This is a genomic window from Pseudomonas sp. R2-7-07, from assembly GCF_003852355.1.
GTDB lineage: Bacteria > Pseudomonadota > Gammaproteobacteria > Pseudomonadales > Pseudomonadaceae > Aquipseudomonas.
Map to the genome: position 1 here is coordinate 2913818 of NZ_CP027759.1, position 20442 is coordinate 2934259.

19 protein-coding genes are annotated in these 20442 nt (G+C 59.8%); 8 read left to right on the plus strand and 11 right to left on the minus strand.

The annotated features are described in order from the left end of the window. Positions 1 to 150 precede the first annotated feature (150 nt). Complete coding sequence (locus C4J86_RS13200; protein WP_124370716.1) at positions 151 to 3858, plus strand: hypothetical protein; 3708 nt, start codon at positions 151 to 153, stop codon at positions 3856 to 3858. On the opposite strand, the gene C4J86_RS13205 is transcribed toward C4J86_RS13200, so the two are convergent. Continuing rightward, positions 3838 to 5181 (minus strand): HAMP domain-containing sensor histidine kinase, encoded by a 1344-nt coding sequence (locus tag C4J86_RS13205; RefSeq protein WP_124370717.1) that lies wholly within the window; start codon positions 5179 to 5181, stop codon positions 3838 to 3840. The genes C4J86_RS13200 and C4J86_RS13205 overlap by 21 nt on opposite strands. Further along, complete coding sequence (locus C4J86_RS13210) at positions 5178 to 5918, minus strand: response regulator (RefSeq protein WP_124370718.1); 741 nt, start codon at positions 5916 to 5918, stop codon at positions 5178 to 5180. Before C4J86_RS13210 ends, C4J86_RS13205 begins: the two co-directional genes overlap by 4 nt. 268 nt (positions 5919 to 6186) lie before the next feature. Here C4J86_RS13210 and C4J86_RS13215 point away from each other — a divergent pair, with 268 nt between their 5' ends. The 4 genes from C4J86_RS13215 (at position 6187) to C4J86_RS13230 (ending at position 9960) form a co-directional block, all read left to right on the plus strand. Next, complete coding sequence (locus C4J86_RS13215; RefSeq protein ID WP_256681698.1) at positions 6187 to 7509, plus strand: epoxide hydrolase family protein; 1323 nt, start codon at positions 6187 to 6189, stop codon at positions 7507 to 7509. Between the two features lie 63 nt (positions 7510 to 7572). Then, a complete protein-coding gene (locus C4J86_RS13220; RefSeq protein ID WP_124370720.1) occupies positions 7573 to 8646 on the plus strand; it encodes an alpha/beta fold hydrolase in 1074 nt (357 codons plus the stop codon). A gap of 14 nt (positions 8647 to 8660) precedes the next feature. Beyond that, positions 8661 to 9161 carry a cytochrome P460 family protein gene (locus C4J86_RS13225; RefSeq protein ID WP_124370721.1) on the plus strand — a complete coding sequence of 167 codons (501 nt, stop codon included), beginning with the start codon at positions 8661 to 8663 and terminating at the stop codon, positions 9159 to 9161. 22 nt (positions 9162 to 9183) lie between these two features. Beyond that, complete coding sequence (locus tag C4J86_RS13230) at positions 9184 to 9960, plus strand: alpha/beta fold hydrolase (RefSeq protein WP_124370722.1); 777 nt, start codon at positions 9184 to 9186, stop codon at positions 9958 to 9960. 41 nt (positions 9961 to 10001) lie between these two features. On the opposite strand, the gene C4J86_RS13235 is transcribed toward C4J86_RS13230, so the two are convergent. Next, positions 10002 to 10721, minus strand: a complete 720-nt coding sequence (locus tag C4J86_RS13235) for a helix-turn-helix transcriptional regulator (RefSeq protein ID WP_124370723.1) — start codon at positions 10719 to 10721, stop codon at positions 10002 to 10004. Between the two features lie 74 nt (positions 10722 to 10795). Between C4J86_RS13235 and C4J86_RS13240 the strand changes: the two genes are divergently transcribed. Next, positions 10796 to 11971, plus strand: a complete 1176-nt coding sequence (locus C4J86_RS13240) for a cytochrome P450 (protein WP_164487772.1) — start codon at positions 10796 to 10798, stop codon at positions 11969 to 11971. Positions 11972 to 12014: 43 nt separating this feature from the next. Here C4J86_RS13240 and C4J86_RS13245 read toward each other — a convergent pair whose 3' ends face one another. Further along, entirely contained in the window at positions 12015 to 12926 is a 912-nt protein-coding gene (locus tag C4J86_RS13245) for a LysR family transcriptional regulator (protein ID WP_124370724.1), read from the minus strand. Positions 12927 to 13047: 121 nt separating this feature from the next. Here C4J86_RS13245 and C4J86_RS13250 point away from each other — a divergent pair, with 121 nt between their 5' ends. Together C4J86_RS13250 and C4J86_RS13255 are read left to right on the plus strand one after the other, a co-directional pair. Then, positions 13048 to 13788, plus strand: coding sequence for an SDR family NAD(P)-dependent oxidoreductase (locus C4J86_RS13250; RefSeq protein ID WP_124370725.1), 741 nt, complete (start codon positions 13048 to 13050; stop codon positions 13786 to 13788). Positions 13789 to 13807: 19 nt separating this feature from the next. Beyond that, entirely contained in the window at positions 13808 to 14023 is a 216-nt protein-coding gene (locus C4J86_RS13255) for a 4-oxalocrotonate tautomerase family protein (RefSeq protein ID WP_124367070.1), read from the plus strand. 46 nt (positions 14024 to 14069) lie between these two features. On the opposite strand, the gene phzG is transcribed toward C4J86_RS13255, so the two are convergent. Genes phzG through C4J86_RS13290 form a run of 7 tightly spaced genes read right to left on the minus strand, consistent with a single transcriptional unit; the run spans position 14070 to position 20353 of the window. Further along, positions 14070 to 14738 (minus strand): phenazine biosynthesis FMN-dependent oxidase PhzG, encoded by a 669-nt coding sequence (phzG, locus tag C4J86_RS13260; RefSeq protein WP_124370726.1) that lies wholly within the window; start codon positions 14736 to 14738, stop codon positions 14070 to 14072. Then, the gene (locus tag C4J86_RS13265; RefSeq protein WP_124367072.1) at positions 14735 to 15571 is read right to left on the minus strand and encodes a PhzF family phenazine biosynthesis protein; all 837 of its coding nucleotides are present in this window, start codon (positions 15569 to 15571) and stop codon (positions 14735 to 14737) included. Before C4J86_RS13265 ends, phzG begins: the two co-directional genes overlap by 4 nt. Before the next feature lie 2 nt (positions 15572 to 15573). Next, positions 15574 to 17463, minus strand: coding sequence for an anthranilate synthase family protein (locus C4J86_RS13270; RefSeq protein WP_372239269.1), 1890 nt, complete (start codon positions 17461 to 17463; stop codon positions 15574 to 15576). A 20-nt stretch (positions 17464 to 17483) separates the two neighbouring features. Further along, on the minus strand, positions 17484 to 18107 hold the full coding sequence (locus C4J86_RS13275) for an isochorismatase family protein (RefSeq protein ID WP_124367074.1): 624 nt from the start codon (positions 18105 to 18107) through the stop codon (positions 17484 to 17486). Further along, a complete protein-coding gene (locus tag C4J86_RS13280; protein ID WP_124370728.1) occupies positions 18104 to 19324 on the minus strand; it encodes a 3-deoxy-7-phosphoheptulonate synthase in 1221 nt (406 codons plus the stop codon). Before C4J86_RS13280 ends, C4J86_RS13275 begins: the two co-directional genes overlap by 4 nt. Positions 19325 to 19347: 23 nt before the next feature. Then, a complete protein-coding gene (locus C4J86_RS13285; protein ID WP_124370729.1) occupies positions 19348 to 19836 on the minus strand; it encodes a PhzA/PhzB family protein in 489 nt (162 codons plus the stop codon). A 25-nt stretch (positions 19837 to 19861) separates the two neighbouring features. Next, entirely contained in the window at positions 19862 to 20353 is a 492-nt protein-coding gene (locus tag C4J86_RS13290; RefSeq protein ID WP_124362895.1) for a PhzA/PhzB family protein, read from the minus strand. Positions 20354 to 20442 lie beyond the last annotated feature (89 nt).

Sequence of the window (20442 nt, forward strand, 5' to 3'; positions counted from 1 at the left end):
GGCGTAATATATTTCCTATATTTTTGTGGGAGTCTTTATATTTGCACCATAATCATTAGTTGGTTGGGTATCCAATGTAGTGTGTCCAGCTATTGCCTGCACAGTGACCTCAAGGCTCTAGTGTTTTAAATGTTCTTTGAGTACTAAACCATGCCTACACAAGAAGAACCGATCCACGCACCCAAGATGGATCGACTGCTGCGCATTCGGAGGATGGAAGCCCTGGGGAATCTTGTCCTGCCCGTCTTTCCGATCGCGCCATTGCCGACCGCAGTGCCGGGCAACCTGGCACAGGCGGATGACGCGGTATCGATTTACGCGGCCGCTTTTGAGAAGGCTTTTCCGCAGTTGATGCGGAGCGTGGAGGACGTCTGTGGCCCAGCGCCCTGGATCGTGCGTAGCGCAGGTAACGAGGACCTGACGAATCACGTCAATGCCGGCGGCTACGAAAGCCTGATATGTCCCGAGCCACAAGCGTTGATACAGTGCATTGCCGCTGTGGCCATGAGTGGATCGACCGAGCATGCACGACGCCAGCTTGCGCTCTCGGGGTGTAACGATCATGGCGGGGCAATTCCATGCTTTGTGCAGCCGCTGCTGAAGATTGATGTCTCCCGCGATGTCGGTCACGATCATTCGCCGTATCTGGACACGGCAGTTCTTGATCACATGGAAGCGGTCTGTAACGAGCTGATGCAGACGTTTGACTTCATAGCGATCGATTGCGAATGGGGCCTCGAGACGACGCTTGGTTTTGTATCCGTGACCACCGTCATGCCGAGAAATCCACAACTGATGAACGTCGCGCATACGATTGGTTTCGGTTTTGCGAGCGCTCAGAATACCGGCTCGCGGGCGACGGCTTTGGTCCTGCGTCCGGCCTGCTCAGACCTTAGGCTATGGCGCGGACGCCATCTGCGCGAGACGACGGTGTTACGGATGCATCTGCTGCAGGCGCGGCCGGCGTATGCTGACGATGCATTTCGCGATCGTTATATGTTGACCGATGTATGCCGTGAAGCGTTGATCGGGCGCTACGATGTCGTGGAAGCAAGCTTGTTAACGCTGGGTGCCCAATCCTCGGGCCGCGCACTGGTGGCACCTGATCTTATGGGCGCTTGGCGCCGGTATCTTGCGCTCGGTCCAGGGGAGCAGGCCGACCTCGCGGTGGTGATAGTCGACGAGGGCAGTGCGGAGGAACACGCAGGTATCATGTTTCGTCAGCAGGAAATTACCTGCGTCAGGATGGACACACGACGCATGCCAGCCGGAGCCGACTGCGTTGTATTTGATCGCGGCGCCTGCATTCTCGGCGACTGGACGATGCTGCGATCAATTCAGAGTGAGCTGCGTCGAGAGTTGGTGTTGCCTGACGACTGTGCCCTTATCTTCACCGATGAAGTGCTGGTACCTGGCGGCGAGCTGACGCGAGACTGCATCGATGTCCTCGCCCAATTGCGTCGCCTGCCGGTCGCGCGTGAAGTCAAGGAGCAGCTGTTCGCACGTAGCGAACAGCCGATGCCGGCGAGGTGGATGCACCGCGCCAATGGCGTAGTGGAGTCACCCTCTTTGCTCGCGGCAATCGGGCGGTCAAAGCACCCAGGGTATGTCGGCGAATGCTGTGCACTGACTGAATTTGCGAGAGACTACCAACGTGCCGTCCAAGTGTCACAGGATGCGCCGCCGCGCGAACTGCGTACACTGTACGCGCTGTCGTCTGTGACACGCACGTTGGTCGCGAGTGGTGACCTTCGAATCGTCATGGCACTGCTCGACTGTGAGGTGGCGGCGTCCTGGGTACCGCCGCAAACGTTGTGCCGCCTGCTCGATTCGGCAACTGTGCAATTGACGGCGCTTCGACGCGACAACGCCGTGTTGGTTCTTGAAAGCGTATCCTTCGTCAGGACGGAGTGCGCGCAACTGCCGGTTTACGTGCTGGAAGACGCCGTCTCTTACCTCGACGCATTAGCGCACGCTCTTGAAGACGGCTTGTTTGCCGACACGATGACATCCACACGTTCATTGGAGTTGCCGATCGCAAGTGCAATCCTGCTTATGCGCCAGGCTCTCGATAATCCTACTGTCGTTGAACCGGTGGACGCATTCCGGCAGTCAGTAGCGTTGTTTAGAGGCATTGTGTCGGGTGGCGATGCGACGGCAAGGCTTCCTCAGCAACTCAACGATACTTATTTGACGCTCCGGGGCACGCTGCACGAGGCAGGTCTGGAAAACGTCGCCGAGCAAATCAGAGGATCGCTGGTCGAAACGTACGACGCCTCATTGAAAGGGCTACTAGGGCGCGCGGTGGAGGAGGGCGACGCTAGCAGCTATCGCCGCTACCTCAACGTGATGCAATGCTGGATCGAATTCCTGAGCATCGGATTGCGGTCTGAACGCGATGTCGTGGTGCTTCAGTGCTTTCAAACTTGGCTGCTTCAGTGGACTGATGAGGCGATCCCTGAGTCATTCGAGATACAGGACCGTAACTGGCAGTTTGAGTTTGACGCCATTGTGGTTTCCCGCGAGACCGCGCAGCGGTACGAAAATCCGCACGTTCTACACAATCTGCTCCACCAATATGCTCTAGCGGGACTACGGCTTGATACGCTGGGGCTACCAAGACGCGTACAAGCGCTCGAGCACTTTTGCTCGACGTTTAGTAGTCGCTCGACGAAGGTTCTGCGTTTCGAGCGAGAGTTGCTCGAGATCCAGATTCCGATGGGAACGCACAAGGCGAGCTACGTGTTCACGCCGAGGCAGATCTCGGTAGAGTGGACGGAGCCGCCTGATTGCCCCAATGGCGAAATCGCGCGGATCCTGGCGTTTGAGATATTCCTGGATCGATTCCGCACTTGGATGTTCCCAGCAATGACGATCCGGCGTGAGCAAGTGCTGGGCACCTGGACACTGTTCATCCGCCTCAATGCGCAAGGATCAGATCCCTGGGATTACGAGCATTTATGGCGCTTTGTGGTCGCCACGCGTTTGCTATTCGACGCCTCTTACGATTTTTCGTATGTCGCCAACGAAGCCGTCGACGCTTTCGCCGAACATTTCGACGGTTTGGAATGGAAGGCGATATTCACCACCCTAATACGGCATCGGGCGGTACTTGAGGACGCGTCACAGTACGTTGCCTTGCATGCCCTGCCGATGTCGTCGACGGTCGCCGCTATAGCGCAGAGCCGGGTCGTTCGTGGTCTGCTCTTACGTTGTCAGCGCAGGGGGTTCGCTTATTGCTTGGGCTTAATTGACGGGTATGCACGTTGGCTGAATGTGGAGGCCAAGAACGATGGGCGGTGGTACGAACGCTATGAGTCGCTTCGGCAGGCCAGCCTTTTCCTGGCGGCCAAGTGGCCAAGCAAAGCACTTTCGGAGCTCGCTGGGCGGGTCGTCTTCAATATCGGCGACGACCTGATTGCGGCCTGCCTGTTCAAACGCTCGGACCTGGCGGATGACCTCCGGCAAATCGTGGCGGCGAGATCGCCAACGCTGTCGGGAATGCTGGGGATGATCGTGCGGCATGCCCCCGAAATTGCTGTAGCGGGCCGAGGTGCATCGGCCCTCGCTGAGCAACTGGTCGGCACTGGAATTCGGTTTCGCCGCGCTAAACATTTTCTGGTCGCTCGATTCGGCGACCGTCTTGATCAGGACCTGTTAGCAGCTCTACTACGGGACTTGGATGCGGTTCCATGGGGATATACCGCCGCCGCTGAGCAGGCCATCCAGACGCAGCTATTGATTCGCGGGCCTGTCTGTCGATTTGAACTGGAAAAAGGCATCGACTGGACGACGTTGGATTCGTGGCCGACTGTTATGCAGAGGCGTCCCGCCTACTTAGGGCCGACCGTGTATTGACTTATTGCGCTGACCCGAGAGCCTCGGTGGCAGTGTCAACTCCACACACAGACCGCCGCCATCCCGGTTAACCAAGCGCAGGGCGCCTTGCAGGGTAAGTGCCAGTTGTTGCGAAATCGCCAGGCCCAGCCCTGTACCACCGGTTTCCCGGTTTCGCGAATTCTCCACGCGATAAAACGGTTTCAACACTTCGGGCAATTGGTGGTCAGGTATGCCGGGACCACGGTCCAGCACTTGAATCAGCAGCCCACCGCCCGGCTGGCGCTGCGCGATGATTTGCACCTCTGATCCGAACTTCAAAGCGTTGTCCAAGAGGTTTACCAACACTCTGCGAAGCGCGTGGGGGCGGGTATTGATGGCTGCGCCGCCGTCAGCTTTTAACGCCACTTGCTTGCCGGTATCGAGGTAGTCAAAGACCAGGCTTTCCAGAAAGGAATCGACATCAATCCGCCGGCTGGGCTCATCGGAACCCGCCATGCTCCGCGCGTAGGCCACGCCTTCCTGGACCAGGTGCTGCATTTCCTCCAGGTCGTTGCAGAGCTTGTCCTTTTCCATCGAATCGTCCATGAACTCCGCGCGAAGCTTCATCCGTGTGATCGGGGTTTGCAGGTCGTGGGAAATCGCTGCCAACAGCTGCATGCGTTCCTTGACGTAATTCGCAATGCGCTCCTGCAGGGTATTGAAGGCGACGGCCGCGTAGACCACTTCGATTGGCCCTTCCTCCTTGAGCGGTTCGCCCTGGCCATTCGGATCCAGGCCGTCTACCGCCTGGGAAAGCCGCGTCAGTGGCCGTATGACCGTGCGTACCGCGAGCCAGGTGCAGACGAACAGCAGCAACAGTTGCGCAACCAGAACTGCCGGTAACCACGGTGATAGCGGCATCACCAAGGGTCTTACATCAATCGTCAGGGGGCTGCCGTCCTTGAGGCGCAAGTGGGCCTGATAATGAGGGCGCGCATCGGCAATATCGCTGAAGCTCAATGGGTAGTCCCGGCCCAGCGTGGCTTGCATGGAGCGCACGGAGACGGGAGCGCTGGTCATGTCCATTGGCGTGCCCGGCTGGCCCTCATCAAGTTCGTATCGGTAGTTGGGGTGTTCCAGGCGCGGCAACCATGCCTCACGCTCATTGGCCGGCAACCGCTCCAGTATCGCCAGTGAGGTGGTCAGGTCTTGTTCGAAATTGTCCAGCATCAACATCTTGGCACTTTGGTAGCGCTCATAGAACTGCAGCCCGAATGACAATCCATGGGCCACCGCCAGGCTCACCAGGAAGATCAGTGTCAACCGCGAGGCCAACGTGCGCGGCCAACGCGTCATGGTCATGGCTGTGCTCCTGACACTTGCACCGCGTAGGTAAAGACATAGCCCTCGCTGCGAACAGTCTTGATGTAGGCGGGATCGCGGGCATCGTCCTGCAGCCGGTGGCGCAGCCGACTGACGAGCAAGTCAATCGAACGGTCGAAGAGGTCGGCGTCGCGGCCCTGGGTGAGATTGAGCAGTTGATCGCGGTTCAGCACGCGCTGGGGGTGATCGAGGAAGACGCGCAGCAAGCGATACTCGCCGCCACTTAACGTCACGATGGTGCCTTCGCTGTCCAGCAGGTGTCGAGCCGTGGTGTCCAGCCGCCATTTGCCGAATGCGAGCAGCCGGCCTGCTTCGGTGACGATCAGGTTGGGCGGCAACATGCGGGTGCGGCGGAGCACGGCATTGATTCGCGCCAGTAACTCCCGGGCGACAAAGGGCTTGACCAGGTAATCGTCGGCGCCCATCTCCAGGCCGATGATTCGATCCGTATCGTCATTGCGCGCGGTCAGCATCAGAATCGGCGTGGCCTTGTGCTTGCCTGCGCGCAGTTCCCGACACAGCACCAGCCCATCGTCTCCGGGCATCATGATGTCCATCACAATCAAGTCGACCGGCGTGGACGCCAGAAAGGCACGCATCTGGCGACCGTCCGCCACTACCGTCGTGCGCAGCCCATTCTTCTGAAGATAATTCCCCACCAGCTCTCTGATCTCGCGGTCATCGTCGACGATGAGGATGTGATCTACGTGCTCCACTTGACTCACCTTTATCCCTGTTTAACGGCGTTGAAGAAGGTGGCGTCGAGTATATCCAGGTGACGCTTTCCAGCTGGTAAAACTTTTGCACCAGACTCGCCTGGGTGGGTTTGTATCGTTTTGTATCTGTGCCCCGGCCCGATACACAGTGATTCGTTCAAGGCGGTTGGTGACACATACCGGATACCTGCGGGGCGTTAAATGAACCCATCGAGAAGGCGCAGTCCCTCTTCAATTGATGGCTCATCTAACGCTCGGAGATCTCGTTATGCCTTGGAAAAACCCCCTGAGGATGGGCGTGTTTGGTTTGGCCCTGGTCGCAGGCAGCGGCGGTGCCTGGGCCGCCGAAGCGTCAGTTGCCAGTTCGGCCGCGACCCAACCCGAATCAATTCGGCCTTACCGAATTCATGTCGATGAAGCTCAACTGACCGATCTGAAACAGCGCATCGCCGCGACCCGCTGGCCAGACAAAGAGACGGTCAATGACGTCTCCCAAGGCGTGCAGCTGGCCCAGGTCCAGGCATTGGTGAAGTATTGGGGCAACGGCTATGACTGGCGCAAGGCCGAAGCGAAGCTCAATGCGCTGCCCGAATTCATCACCACCATCGACGGCGTGGATATTCAGTTTATCCACGTCCGCTCGCGCAACCCGAATGCAATGCCGCTGCTGCTGACACACGGATGGCCGGGCTCGCAATTTGAGTTCCTGAAGACCATCGGCCCGCTGACCGACCCTGTGGCTTACGGCGGTAAGGTCGAAGATTCGTTCGACGTGATCATCCCCTCGATCCCCGGACACGGCTTTTCCGGCAAGCCCACTGAGTTGGGCTGGGGGCCGGATCGCGTCGCGAAGGCGTGGGATGTGCTCATGAAGCGTCTCGGGTACTCCCACTATGTTTCCCAGGGTGGTGATCACGGCTCGGTGATATCGGATGCGCTGGGTCGCCTGAATCCGCCGGGTCTGTTGGGCATTCACTTGAACATGCCGGCCACCATTCCGCCCGAGCTGGTCAAGCCGATCAACAGTGGTGACCCGGCACCTGTCGGGCTCACCGAGCCTGAACGCAAGGCGTTTGAGTCCCTGAGTACCTTCTTCGGCCGCAACGCGGCATACGGCGCAATGATGGTGACCCGCCCGCAGACCATCGGCTACCTGCTGGCCGATTCGCCCACCGGTACGGCGGCGTGGATGTACGAAAAATTCGCCGCCTGGACCGACAGCAACGGTCAGCCTGAACGGGTACTAACCCGTGACGAGATGCTGGACGACATCAGCCTGTATTGGCTGACGAACGTCGGCGCATCGTCATCGCGTTTCTACTGGGAAAACAACAACAACAATTTCAGCGCCGCCGCGCAGAAAACCACAAGCATCAAGGTGCCGGTGGCGATCACGGTCTTCCCCCACGAACTCTATCAGGCCCCCAAAAGCTGGGCGCAACGCGCTTACCCCTCACTGGCCTACTACAACCAGGTTAACAAGGGCGGCCACTTCGCTTCCTGGGAACAACCGCAACTATTCAGCGAAGAATTGCGTGAGGCCTTCCGGCCACTGCGCGCCAAGCTCGGCGTAACGAAGACCGCTCAGTAACACTTACCCAACCCCCGTCAATACATCGGGCCGTTATGCGGCGGCTCGCTACGGAGAAACATTATGGAGATGACCTTGCTGAACAACCAGAATAAATCCGGCCGCCTGCGGGGTGTTGCCCCCTCGCTACTGGCAGCAGCGGTACTGCAATTCGGCGCCGTGGCGGCAGGGTTTGCCCAGGCCAGCGCTGCTGACGTACCGGCCTCCACGGTGGCCGCTATTACGCCGGGCGCTCACACTTCGCTGGGTGACCTCAAGCATGTGAAAGCGGGTCTGCTGGACGTTTCCTACGCGGAACTCGGCCCCGCCGACGGCCCGGTGGTTATTTTGCTGCACGGCTGGCCCTACGATATCAACGCCTTCGCTGATGTCGCGCCGGCTTTGGCGGGCAAGGGCTATCGGGTGTTGATCCCGTCTGCCCGTGGGTATGGCGACACGCATTTTCTCTCGCCCAAGACCGTTCGCAATGGGCAACCCGCTGCACTGGCCACCGACCTGATCGACTTCATGGACGCGCTGAAGATCAACAAAGCCGTGCTGGGTGGATTCGACTGGGGCGCCCGCACTGCCGATATCGTTGCCGCACTGTGGCCGGAACGCGTGAAAGCCCTGGTGGCGGTCAGCGGTTACCTGATCGGCAGCCAGGAAGCGGGCAAAGCACCACTGCCACCCGCCGCCGAGTTGCAGTGGTGGTACCAGTTCTACTTCGCAACCGAGCGCGGGCGTCTGGGCTACGAGAAAAACACCCATGACTTCGCCAAGCTCATCTGGAAGCTGGCGTCGCCAAAGTGGAATTTCGACGACGCCACCTTTGACCGCAGCGCGGCATCCCTGCAAAACCCGGATCACGTGGCCGTGTCGATGTTCAATTACCGCTGGCGCCTGGACTTGATCAAAGGCGAGCCCAGGTACGACGCGATCGAGAAGAAGCTGGCGGCATTCCCTTCCATCAGCGTGCCGACCATCACGATGGAAGGCGAAGCGAACGGCGCCCCTCATCCACCGGCTGAAGCGTACGCAAAACGTTTCACCGGCAAGTATGAGTACCGCCTTATCAGCGGTGGAATAGGCCACAACCTGCCTCAGGAAGCGCCGCAGGCGTTCGCCCAGGCGGTGATTGACGCCGATCATCTCTGACAGGGAGCGTCACCATGAAATTCATGCATCTGGCCGGGGCTTTTGCGGCGCTTGCGCTCACCCTCACGGGCGTCGCAATGGGCGATTCCGCTGGCGGTGACGCTTCGCCGATCTACGGCGTGAAGATTCCCGAAGGCTATCGCCAGTGGCCGCTGATCGCGCCAGCCCAGGAAGCCGCGCCCTTGGATGAACTGCGCGCCGTGGTCGGCAATAATCTGGCAATCAAGGCCTACCAGGACTCAGCGCTGCCGTTTCCCGATGGCACGGTGCTGGTGAAACTGGCGTGGAAGCACGTCCAGTCGCCGGAATTCGAGCCCGCCTCGATACCCGGTGCGGCCACCACGGTTCAAGTCATGGTGAAGGATTCGAAGCAGTACGCGGCGACCGGTGGGTGGGGCTTTGGGCGTTTTATCAACGGCAAAGCGGTCGACCAGGCTCAGCACGAGACGTGTTTTGCCTGTCATCAAGCGCGCGTCAAAAACCATGATTTCGTGTTCACCCGGTACGCCCCATAACCCCAAGTTCAAGGAGTTCTCCATGAAGAAAATCATTGCCTCGCTGGCAGTCGCTGCCTCTGTGTTGGTCGGTGCTGACGCGTTCGCGCGGACTGAGAAGCCAACAGTCGTGCTTGTTCACGGCGCCTTCGCCGACGCCTCGAGCTGGAACGGCGTGGTCAAGATCCTCGAAAAGGATGGCTACACCGTTGTCGCCGCGGCCAACCCGCTGCGCAGTGTGAAAAGTGATGCCGCATCCGTTGCGTCACTGATCGCGAGCATCAAGTCGCCCGTTGTGCTGGTGGGGCATTCCTACGGCGGTAACGTCATCAGCGAAGCGGCTAATGACCAGGCCAACGTCAAGGCGCTGGTCTACGTGAGTGCGTTCGCCCCGGACACCGGCGAAACCGTCGCCGGCCTGGCCGGCAAGTTTCCCGGCAGCACCTTGGGGCCAACCCTCGCGGCACCGGTGCCATTGAATGAGGGTGGCAAGGATTTGTACATCCAGCAGGACAAATTCCACGCGCAATTCGCCGCTGACGTGCCCGCGGCTGAGGCGGCAGTGATGGCCGCCACCCAGCGTCCGGTCACCGAAGCCGCGCTGAATGAGCCGTTTACCACGCCGGCGTGGAAGCACATTCCAAGCTGGGCTATCTACGGCGACAAGGACAAGAACATTCCGCCCCAGGCACTGGCCTTCATGGCCCAGCGAGCAGGGGCTAAAGCCGTGGAAGTGGTGAAGGGCGCCTCCCATGTGGTGATGGTTTCAAACCCGGCGCCCGTTGCTCGCTTGATCGAGAGGGCGGCGTCTGCGAAATGATGAGCAGCGCTGCAAGCTACGGTATTGCGGAGCGCCCAGAGTTACTCGCACCCTTTTGCCGAACTCAGCATGATCCCGAATCGGTCAGACAGCTCCTTTCGGCCCTTGGATGTCACGGCCAGCGCTCGACTATCGAGGTCCTGGATAACCCACTTGCGGCTCATGGCCGTCTGTAGAACAGCCGCTCCGAGTGCCCCGGCAAGATGTGGGCGGCGCATGCTCCAGTCCAGGCAAGAGCACGCGAAACGGCGTCGCTGGGCTCTTGCTTTTTCTATCCCGATACCGAGACCGCTCATGGCTTTTTCGCCGCTTGTCGTAAGCTGATACAGGCCTTCACCTGAAACCGGAACGGTTAACCAGCCTGACGCCATGAAATGGTCGTGCAGTTGTACCGCCAGTGTTCCTGCCATGTGGTCATAACAGGTGCGCGCGAACTGCAATCGGGTTGGGGTCGTGGACACATATTGTGTCGCTGTGTTTTGGCTGATCACCATGAGAGCTTCAATAGCCTGGGCCACTTGCGCGTCAGCCAGGCTGTAGTAGCGATGCCTGCCTTGGGTGTGCAGCTTTACCAACCCATCCTCTTTTAGCCTTGCCAAATGCGCGCTCGCCGTGGATGCACTCACGTCGGCGATGACGGCCATTTCGGTACTGGTACGGGCGTGGCCGTCCATCAACGAACACAGCATTTTCGTTCTCGCAGGTTCGGCTATCGCGCCGGCTACCCGAGAAATCGCGGTGTCATTGCTTTGAGCGTCCATATTTCGTTCCTGAGCGAAGCGTCGCCATGAAGGATGTTCGATAGTAGCTGTTCTTTGTGAACAGGATTTGTGGAATGACGCCTTTTGACGCAGCGACCCATGCTGATCCATACGCTTATTACTCGGGCCTCAGGCGACAAAAAGGCCTGTTATTCGATGCAGGTTTGCGTTTATGGATCGCTAGCAGCGCCAACGCTGTAGAAGCCATTCTGGAGCACCCCGACTGTCGGGTGCGCCCGCTGAACGAGCCAGTACCGCCCGCCATTGCACAGGGCGCGGCGGGCATGATTTTCGGTCGGTTGATGCGCATGAACGAGGGCCCGCGGCACCTGTGCCCCAGGATGGCTATCGAACCCGCCCTGGCCTCTGTAGAGGCGCAAAGCATCGCAGCCATCGCGTCACGCTTGATCGAGACGCTCGATAAGCCGCTCGAAGACCCGGATGAGTTGATGTTCACGTTACCGGTTTGCGTCGTTGCGGCCTTGTTAGGCCTCCCATCCAACCGGCTTCAGGAAGTAGCTCGACTGACACGGAGCTTTGTCGCCTGCTTTTCGCCCTTAAGCGATGAAACTCAACTCGGTGAATCCAATTCCGCAGCCGCTGGGCTAAGCCAGTTATTCAGCGCGCTGCTGAGTAAGGACGATCAACGCAGCTGCTTCTTGAGCCATATCTGGAGCGGCTGCGAAGCCACCGCCTGGAGAGATGATGAGGCATTGATCGCTAACCTGATCGGCCTGTTGTCACAGACCTGCGAAGCCACTGCGGGCCTGATCGGCAATACCCTTGTAGCGCTCAATCGTAACCCTGGTCTGCTTGAAGACTTGCAAGCTGCGCCGATGCTCGTTGCAGACCTGGTGAAAGAGGTCGCGCGCTACGACTCGCCCGTGCAAAACACCCGGCGATTCGTTGCGAAACGATGCACTATCGAGGGCAGCCTCTTGGAGGCGGGTGATACGGTTCTAGTGTTACTCGCTTCAGCGAACAGGGATTCCTCTGCGAACCCGGACCCCGATAGCTTCTTGCTCAAACGAACTAATCGACGCCAATTCAGCTTCGGCTCTGGTAGACATGAATGCCCAGGCCAGCAACTTGCATTGACGATCGCCTCCGAGGCGATTTCGGCATGGCTACATCGCAAGCCAGCCTCGTCTGATCGTCATTATCAGTGGAGCTATTTACCCTCTCTTAATAGCCGCATTCCCAGGTTTTATCGTGATAGGGAACTCAGTAGCGATCGCAGTTATGTGTGAAGCATGGCTGCACGAAGAGTAACCGCCTTGCCTGACGTAATATTCAACGCGTCAGATGCTCCATCAAATAGTCGATAAACACCCTGACACGCAGCGGCAGGTGCCTTTTTTGCGGAAATATCAGAAAAAATGGCCTGGTCGTACCGCCGTACTCGGTCAGCACCGCTTGCAGGGCGCCGCTGTCCAACTCGTCCTGAACCGTAAAACGGTACGCCTGCATCAGGCCCGCACCGCTTTTGGCCAGGGTTGCAGTAGCGAGGAAGTCGCTCTGGCAGGTGTAGTTGCCCGAGGTTTCCAATTCCACCTTCTGGCCGTTGATGTTAAATGCCCATAGCGACCTGCGCCCGCTGCTGGGCATTTCGAACTGGATGCATTCATGGCCGTTCAGGTCTGTCGGGGTCTGCGGTATACCGGCGCGTTTCAGGTAATCGGGAGTGGCAACCACCAACAGTTCCGTGTCTTCAAGACGCCTGGCGATCAAGCCGGAGTCGTCCGGTTGCCGTCCTCTGATGGCGAGGTCGAAACCTTCCTCTACGAAATCGATGTTGCGATTGCTCACATGAATGTCGATTTTTACGTGGGGATAACACTGGCGGAAGCTCGGCAGCAGGGGCAGCAGCCGATAGTGCGCATAGGGAGTAGGGGCGCTGATGCGTATCCGCCCCGACGGTGCATCCTGGGCACCGGTGATCTCCCGTTCAGCCTCTATCAGTTGGGTCAATGCCTGCTGGCATTGCTCATAGTAGGCGCGGCCGCCTTCTGTCAGGCGCATTTGCCGCGTGGTGCGCACAAACAACACCACGCCCAGGCGCGCCTCCAGCCGGGCGATCGAGCGGCTCACTGCCGCCGGGCTCACGCCTGCCTTGGTGGATGCAGCCGTGAAGCTGCCACTTTCGGCGGTCAGGCAGAACAGCTCGATACTGCCCAGGTTGATGTCATCGAAATAGCGGCTCATGGCACTCTTATTCATTACATGGAGTATCAATTGAAATGCTTTCTACACCATTTTTCAACGCCAGGTTGTCATTTAGAGTGCAGCCTCGTCCACATTAAATGCCTCAACAGGCGGAGCATCTATGAAAGCAGCACGAACTGTTATCGTCACGGGCGCGTCCAGCGGCCTGGGGTTTGCCATCGCCAAGGCCTACCTTGAGCGCGGTGACAACGTAGTCGGCAACGCCCGCACACACGCTCGGCTGCAGGAAGCCGCGGCTCGTCTGGGCAATCCTTCCAATTTCATCCTCGTGGCAGGCGATATCGCCAAGCCGGAAACCGCACAGACCTTGTTCGATCAGGCCGTGGCTGCTTTCGGCAAGGTCGACATCCTGATCAGCAATGCCGGCATCTTCATCCCCAAGCCGGTAGGTGAATACACCGAGGCCGATGTGGACGCCATGATCAACACTAACCTGAAGGGCTTTTTCTACCCAGCCCAACTGGCAGCCAGGCATATGGCCGCCAACCAAAGCGGTCACATCATTGCGATTACGGCATCCATAGCCATGCAGCCCAATATCAAGGTTCCCGCACTGTTGCCAGTGCTGATCAAGGGCGGCCTGAATCATGCCGTGCAGGGGCTCGCCCTTGAGCTGGCGGCGGCGCAGGTGAAGGTCAATGCGGTGGCGCCGGGCATTATCAACACGCCGATGCATGGCGACAGCGAGCAACTCCATGCTGCGCTCAAGGGCATGAGCCCGAGTGGCCGTATCGGCTCGCCTCAGGATGTGGTCGATGCGGTGCTGTATCTGACCGACTCCTCATTCGTCAGCGGCGCGATCCTGCCCGTGGATGGCGGCGCTACAGCCGGAACCTGGTGAACAATAGGAGAGCAGGCACATGCCGTACGTAAACATCAAAGTGACTCAGGAAGGCGTGACCGCTGAGCATAAGCGTCAACTTATCGAAGGTGTGACTGCGTTGTTGCACAGCGTGCTGAACAAGCCGCCGGCATCGACCTTCGTGGTGATTGACGAGGTGCCCACCGACAACTGGGGTGTTGCCGGCGAGACCATCACGGCGCTGCGAGTGAAGGAAAACGCCCTTAAGCCATAGCCTTCCCAGCAGCGCCTGCGTTCGGAGCGTGAGTTGGCCGCACGCTTCAGGGCTGCAAACGCCGCACCCTCCAGCCCGTATCGCTGCGGTCGTAGCGCAATCGCTCATGCAAGCGCTCCTGCCCATTCCCCCAGAACTCCAGCGATTCAAGCCGCAACTCGAACACGCAATACCCCTCGGGACGCGGCAGCGGGCCTTGTGCCTCGGCCAATTGCCTGGCGGCGTTGCGCATGGCTTGCACGTCCTCTAAATCTTCACTCTGGTGCGATACCGATGACATCGGATGCGTCGCATACGGGCGCTTGAGCCATGCTTCATCGGCCTTGGCATCTGGCAGGCGCACGGCCTGGCCATTGAGGATGATCTGCTGGCTGGTCTCGCGCCAATACAGCACACCCGACGCCCACGGGTTGTCGGTCAGTTCACGGCCTTTCTGGCTGCCAGCATGGGTGCTGAACAACAGTCCGGCGTCGCTGATTTCACTGATGACCACGATCCGCGTGGAGGGCCGGCCCTGGCGGTCGGCGGTGGCCAGCGCGAGGGCCTTGGGTTCGCGGATGCCCACGCGGCGTGCACGCTCCAGCCAGTTGTGCAGCACGCTCATGGGGTCGGCGGGCAGCGTCTGATATTCGGGAAAGGGCGCATCCAGTGTGCCGCTGAGGGATTCCGACATGCCTTTACCCAGCAGCGGCTTGCCTTGCAGTGAAAGATTCATAACACGATGCTCCCGCGTCCGAACGTGACGCCATTACCGGATACTTCGACTCGCGTCAGTTGGTCGGCGCTGCCCTCGGCTTTGGCGAACATCAGTGAAGGGCGGCCGATTTCCACGCCCTGCAAAATCTCCACGGGTTGGCCGAACGCTATCTGGCCATGGCGCGCCAGGTGAATCGCCAACGGCCCGGCAGCAGAACCGGTGGCTGCATCCTCGACCACGCCGTAGGCCGGCGAGAACATCCGGCTGCGCCAATGGCGTCCCGCGCCGGCAAAACAGTTGATGGCCATGTCGTGGAAGCTGGACAGCGCGCGATGGTCGGGGTGCAGGGCCGACAAGGCTTCAATGCTCGGCAGGCCGACGAACACATGGCGCGGGCCGTTGTGATAGATCTCGATGGGAAAGGTCGACTCGCCGATGCCCAGGGCCTCGAGCAATTCAGCGTCGCGGCCCAGGGCCGTCCAGGTCGGGATCGGCTGGTCCATGCTGGCGGCGATCACGCTGCCGTTCTGGCGCTCGAGTTCAAACGCGATGGTGCCCATTTGGGTTTCCAGGTACAGCCGGTGATTGTCGGTGTGCGCGCCCAGGGCAATGGCCGTACCCAGCAACGGGTGGCCGGCGAAGGGCAGTTCGTTGACCGGGGTGAAAATTCGGATCAGCGCATCCCCACCATTACGTGGCTTGAGCACGAAGGTGGTCTCCGACAGGTTCATTTCTCGGGCGATGCGTTGCATCTGCGGGGCCGGCAAGTCGTCGGCGTCAAAGAACACCGCGACCGGATTGCCTTCCAGCGGCACGCTGGCAAAGGCGTCGATGATGACGTAGTTGTGCATGGTTATCTCCCGGCGGCCGAAACGGTGCTGTCGACAGGTGCGTGGATGAGGGCGTGCCGCAGCAGGTCGGCGATGATGCGCGGGCCTTCCTGGGTCAGCAGCGACTCGGCATGAAACTGCATGGAGGCGAACGACGGCCCGCGCAGGGCATGGACCTCGCCGGTCTCGCTGTCGCGGCTGATCTCGACCGTGCCGATGCCGTCGATGTGCAGGCGGTCACTGCAACTTTGGGCCGCGAAGGTGTTGTAGAAACCCACCCGTTCGGCGTTGCCGAACAGGTCGATCTGTTTTTGCACGCCCTGGTTGGGAATGGCCTTGCGTTGCAACTGCAGGCCCAGGCACAGGCTCAGCACCTGATGACTCAGGCACACCGCCAGGAACGGCCGCTGCTGGCTGAGCAAGGAACGGATGGCCATGTGCAGATGGTCGATTTTCGGCAGCTGAACATCGCTTGGGTTGCCAGGACCGGGGCCCATGATCACCAGGTCGTAACCGTCAAAACTGTACTCGTCGCTGAAGCTGCACACCGTCACCACCAGGCCCAGCGCCCGCAGCTGTTTGGCGATCATCGAGGTGAACGTGTCTTCGGCATCGACGATCAGCACATGCCGCCCGTTGAAGTCGGCCTGGGTCTGTTGGCGCTGCTGGCTGTCCATCAACCAGAAATCCGAGACGTAGGCATTGCGGCTGGCCAATGCTGCGCGCACCTGCAGATGGCCACCGAAGCGCGAAGGTGCCTGGTTTTTCAGTGCGGCGATCAGGCCGGCGGCCTTGGCCCGGCTTTCGGCGGCTTCGGTCAGCGGCTCGGAGTGGCGCACGATGGTCGAACCCACGCTGATGCGTACCTGCCCGCTGTTATCGATGTCGGCGGTGCGAATCAGGATTGCCGAATCCAGGGAGCGTCCGCCCTTACCATCGCTGCCGATCAGCGCGGCCATGCCGCTGTAGTACGCACGGCCTTGCGGCTCATAGCGCTGGATCACCCGGCAGGCGCTTTCCAGCGGGCTGCCGGTAACCGTCGGGGCGAACAGGGTTTCGTGCAGGATCTCGCGCACATCGCGGCGGGTCTTGCCTTCGATGAAGTACTCGGTGTGGGCCAGGTGCGTCATTTCCTTGAGGTAAGGACCGAGCACGTGCCCGCCGTCTTCACAGATGCGCGCCATCATTTTCAGCTCTTCGTCGACCACCATGTACAGCTCATCGGCCTCCTTGCGATCAGCCAGGAAGTCCATGACGTCGGTCAGGCTGGGGCCGGCGGGCGGGTAGCGATAGGTGCCGCTGATGGGGTTCATCACCGCGAGCCCATCCTTGACGCTGATGTGGCGCTCGGGGGACGCGCCGACAAAGGTGCGACTGCCGGTGTGGATGATGAATGTCCAATAGACGCCTTTTTCCCGCTCCAGCAGATGACGAAAGAACGACAGCGCACTGGCCGGGCCGTACTCACTGATCTCGGCCAGAAAGGTGCGCTTGATCACGAAGTTGGCGCCTTCCCCGGAGCCGATTTCGTTGGCGATCACTTGGCTGACGATCTCGGCATAGGTGGCGTCGCTGAGGTCGAAGCGTTCGTTGTTCAATTGAATCGGCACGTTGGGCAGCAACGCCAGCAACTGCTCAATGCCGATGGACTGCTGCTCGGTGATGTTCATCGCCAGCAACGGTGACCCATCGTCCACCGCCTCGAAGCCGCGTTCTGCAATCTGGCGGTAGGGAATCAGCGTCAGTACATCCAGGCGCGGGGCACCGATCGAGGGGGCAGGCAAGTCGATATCGGCGAGTACCTGCGGCTGCGACATCTCGCCAATCAGCACGTTCAGCAGCCCGGGGCCGCTGGATTCCGGACGGTACAAGAGGGCAAACGGTTCGGGCGCCGATTGCAGGATGCGTTCCATAAGGCTTGCGGCGGCTTGGCTCATAGCACCACCTCGTCGGTGGTGATGACCATGGCGCAACGGCTGGCGGCGTATTCCATGGCCATCCAGTGATGCTCCTTGCTGAAGTCGGCGATCGCGTCGGCAACGAGGAAGGGTTGGATGTCGTTGGAGTAGGCATCCACGCTGGAAATCAGTACCCCGACATGCGCATATACCCCACACAGGATCAACTGATCGCGCTCGCCGGCGTGCATGCGTTGCAGCAAGTCGGAATTGAAGAAGGCGCTGTAGCGCCACTTGGTCAGCAGCCAGTCACCCGGTTTGGGCGTGAGGGCGTCGACCACCTCGCGGTCGGCCGGGCTGGCCTGCATGCCTGGGCCCCAGAAATCCTTGAGCAGCCCGCGTTGCTCCGCGTTCATGCTGCCCGGTTGGGCGGTGTAGGCCACTGGCACGTCGTTGTCGGCGGCCCACTGGCGAATGCGCGCGGCATTGCTGACCACTTCTTCACGCAGGGCCTGGGGCAAGGGCCGCAGGAAGTAGCGCTGCATGTCATGCACCAACAGCACGGCGCGCTCGGGGTCGATACGCCACTGCGCGAGGTTGGAGGGCAGGTCGCGGGAGGTGGGCAGGGCGTAAGGGACGATCGATGGAATGCCGGTCATGGCGACAAACTCCAGTCAGAGGGAACCAGGGGTGGAAGAGGGCAGGTTTGCCAGGCCATCACCGCAGCAATGGCTTGCCTGGGGTTCAGGCGCGGGTCGCACAGGCTTGTGTAGTGGCTGGCAACCTGGCTCAGGCCGGCGGCATCGGAGGCGCACTCGCTGACGTCATCCGGGGTGGTTTCCAGGTGCAGTCCGCCGGCCACGCCACCAGCGGAGATCACGGCATGTTTGAAGGCAGTGATTTCCTCGGTGATGGTCTGCACCATGCGGGTCTTGTTGCCGCACGGCGCGACGATGGTGTTGCCGTGCATCGGGTCGCTGAGCCAGATGATCTGGTGGCCGGCACGGCGCACCGCTTCAACCAGCGGTGGCAGGCGGTCGGCGACCTTGTGGGCGCCCATGCGGGCGATCAGCGTCAGCCGGCCGGGTTCGCGCCTGGGGTCCAGGCGCTCGCACAGGCTCAGCAGCTGGTCCTGGGTGATGTCCGGGCCGACCTTGCAGGCCACCGGGTTGAGCACTTCGCTGAGCAAGGCGACGTGAGCGCCGGTCAACTGGCGGGTACGCTCGCCAATCCACGGCCAGTGGGTTGAACCGAGAAATACCCGGCCCTGCTCGTCCTGGCGCACTTGCGGCAGTTCGTAGTCGAGCACCAGCATTTCGTGGCTGGTCCAGGCGGGAGAAGCGCTGAGCGGCTCCTTGCCGGCCGGGTCCTTCCACCCCAGGTGCTGCATGATGTCCTGCGCCGCGCGATAGCCGCGCACCAGGCGTTGCGCATCATGCTGGCGATGGCCGCTGACTGCCTCGCGACCGTTGACCATGTCACCGCGATACACCGGCAACTCGACATCGCCGATGCGTTCGCTGTGGTTGGAACGCGGCTTGGCAAACTGCCCGGCAATCCGCCCCACCCGCACCACCGGTTGCTGGGTTACCAGCCGCAACGCACCGGCCAGGATGTCCAGCACCGCGGCTTTGCGCGTCACATGGCTGGGCGCGCTTTCATCCATGTCCTCGGCGCAGTCGCCGCACTGGATGACCATCGCTTCGCCAGCCGCGACCCTCGCCAGGGTGGCACGCAGGACCAGAATATCTTCGACGCGAATCAGTGACGCGCTGTCCCTGAGGTAGGCCTGCGCGTCATGCAATTGCGAGGGTTCGCTCCATTGAGGCTGCTGGAACGCTTCACAATTTAGAACCCGTTTCAGTAAGTCTTCCATGATGCGATCACTCTCCCAAAGGATTAAGTAGGGATGCCTTCACGCTTGATGTGCGGTACCGCAATACCCAGGGCGCGAAGTTGTTGAAAGACGTTCATGAATTCACGATTGCGTTTTACTTTGCCGTCCTCCAGTTCGAAGGAGTGCAGGAAGTGATTCTCGTAATAACCTTCCGGGTAACCGGGAAAGAGAATCTTGCCGTGACCATCGCACTCGACCCAAATATGGTTAGGGTCATCGGTTTCAAACACCTTGACGTTGTACCATTCCCAATCCGGGAAGCACTTGAGTGACCAAATAGCGTGTTCGGCCAACTTGGCTTTGCCACTGATTACAATCGGGGCGCCGGTATCCGTGGTCCATAAGCCGCCGGAACCGTCTTCAGTGAATAGTTCATGCCGGCGCAGGCGATCCTGGCCTTTGGTGCGCATGTATTGCTCGACCGTGGCGCGGTTCTTGCGACGTAGTTCAGTGTCATTAGTTGTCAGTTGTTGTGCTGCGCTGGTAGACATGCTCAATCTCCAATGGATAAAGGGCTTATGAGGCGGGGATCCCTTCACGCTTGATGCTTGGAATCGGGATGCCCAAGGCGCGAAGTTGTTCGAAGGGGTTCATGAATTCACGGTTTTGCGTGATCTTGCCGTTGTCCAGCTCGAAGGAATGGATGTAATGGTTTTCGCAATACCCCTCCGGGTAACCGGGCACCAGGGACTTGCCGCGACCGTCGCTTTCCACCCAGAAATGGTTGGGATTGTCGGTTTCAAACACCCGGACGTTGTGCCACTGCCAGTCTGGAAAGCACTTGTCCAGCCACACGCCGAGGGCGGCGAGTTTCGCGTGGCCTTTAAACACAAGGGGCTCACCGGTTTCGGTGTTCCAGGAGCCGCCACTGCCATCCGGCGTGAACAGCTCATGCCGGCGCAGGCGATCTGCGCCGTTAGTGCGCATGTACTGTTCAACCGTGGCGCGATTCTTTTGGCGAAGTTCAAGCTGATCATTAAAACCGCCAGTGATAAGCGAAGCAGGCATGGGCAGCGTTCTCCTTAGTTGATTAAGGTTTAAAAAATCAAGTAAATATTTAGTTAATTACGCATGGCCGTATCTAACAGTTGTTTTAA

What these genes read in the sequence shown, in the direction of transcription:
- C4J86_RS13250 (WP_124370725.1), top strand. Translation starts at nt 13,048, where the DNA reads ATGAAAGCAGCACGAACTGTTATCGTCACGGGCGCGTCCAGCGGCCTG.
- C4J86_RS13225 (WP_124370721.1), top strand. Translation starts at nt 8,661, where the DNA reads ATGAAATTCATGCATCTGGCCGGGGCTTTTGCGGCGCTTGCGCTCACC.
- C4J86_RS13240 (WP_164487772.1), top strand. Translation starts at nt 10,796, where the DNA reads ATGACGCCTTTTGACGCAGCGACCCATGCTGATCCATACGCTTATTAC.
- C4J86_RS13220 (WP_124370720.1), top strand. Translation starts at nt 7,573, where the DNA reads ATGGAGATGACCTTGCTGAACAACCAGAATAAATCCGGCCGCCTGCGG.
- C4J86_RS13230 (WP_124370722.1), top strand. Translation starts at nt 9,184, where the DNA reads ATGAAGAAAATCATTGCCTCGCTGGCAGTCGCTGCCTCTGTGTTGGTC.
- C4J86_RS13215 (WP_256681698.1), top strand. Translation starts at nt 6,187, where the DNA reads ATGCCTTGGAAAAACCCCCTGAGGATGGGCGTGTTTGGTTTGGCCCTG.
- C4J86_RS13270 (WP_372239269.1), bottom strand. Translation starts at nt 17,463, where the DNA reads ATGGAACGCATCCTGCAATCGGCGCCCGAACCGTTTGCCCTCTTGTAC.
- C4J86_RS13275 (WP_124367074.1), bottom strand. Translation starts at nt 18,107, where the DNA reads ATGACCGGCATTCCATCGATCGTCCCTTACGCCCTGCCCACCTCCCGC.
- C4J86_RS13265 (WP_124367072.1), bottom strand. Translation starts at nt 15,571, where the DNA reads ATGCACAACTACGTCATCATCGACGCCTTTGCCAGCGTGCCGCTGGAA.
- C4J86_RS13235 (WP_124370723.1), bottom strand. Translation starts at nt 10,721, where the DNA reads ATGGACGCTCAAAGCAATGACACCGCGATTTCTCGGGTAGCCGGCGCG.
- C4J86_RS13290 (WP_124362895.1), bottom strand. Translation starts at nt 20,353, where the DNA reads ATGCCTGCTTCGCTTATCACTGGCGGTTTTAATGATCAGCTTGAACTT.
- C4J86_RS13245 (WP_124370724.1), bottom strand. Translation starts at nt 12,926, where the DNA reads ATGAGCCGCTATTTCGATGACATCAACCTGGGCAGTATCGAGCTGTTC.
- C4J86_RS13205 (WP_124370717.1), bottom strand. Translation starts at nt 5,181, where the DNA reads ATGACCATGACGCGTTGGCCGCGCACGTTGGCCTCGCGGTTGACACTG.
- C4J86_RS13280 (WP_124370728.1), bottom strand. Translation starts at nt 19,324, where the DNA reads ATGGAAGACTTACTGAAACGGGTTCTAAATTGTGAAGCGTTCCAGCAG.
- C4J86_RS13285 (WP_124370729.1), bottom strand. Translation starts at nt 19,836, where the DNA reads ATGTCTACCAGCGCAGCACAACAACTGACAACTAATGACACTGAACTA.
- C4J86_RS13255 (WP_124367070.1), top strand. Translation starts at nt 13,808, where the DNA reads ATGCCGTACGTAAACATCAAAGTGACTCAGGAAGGCGTGACCGCTGAG.
- phzG (WP_124370726.1), bottom strand. Translation starts at nt 14,738, where the DNA reads ATGAATCTTTCACTGCAAGGCAAGCCGCTGCTGGGTAAAGGCATGTCG.
- C4J86_RS13200 (WP_124370716.1), top strand. Translation starts at nt 151, where the DNA reads ATGCCTACACAAGAAGAACCGATCCACGCACCCAAGATGGATCGACTG.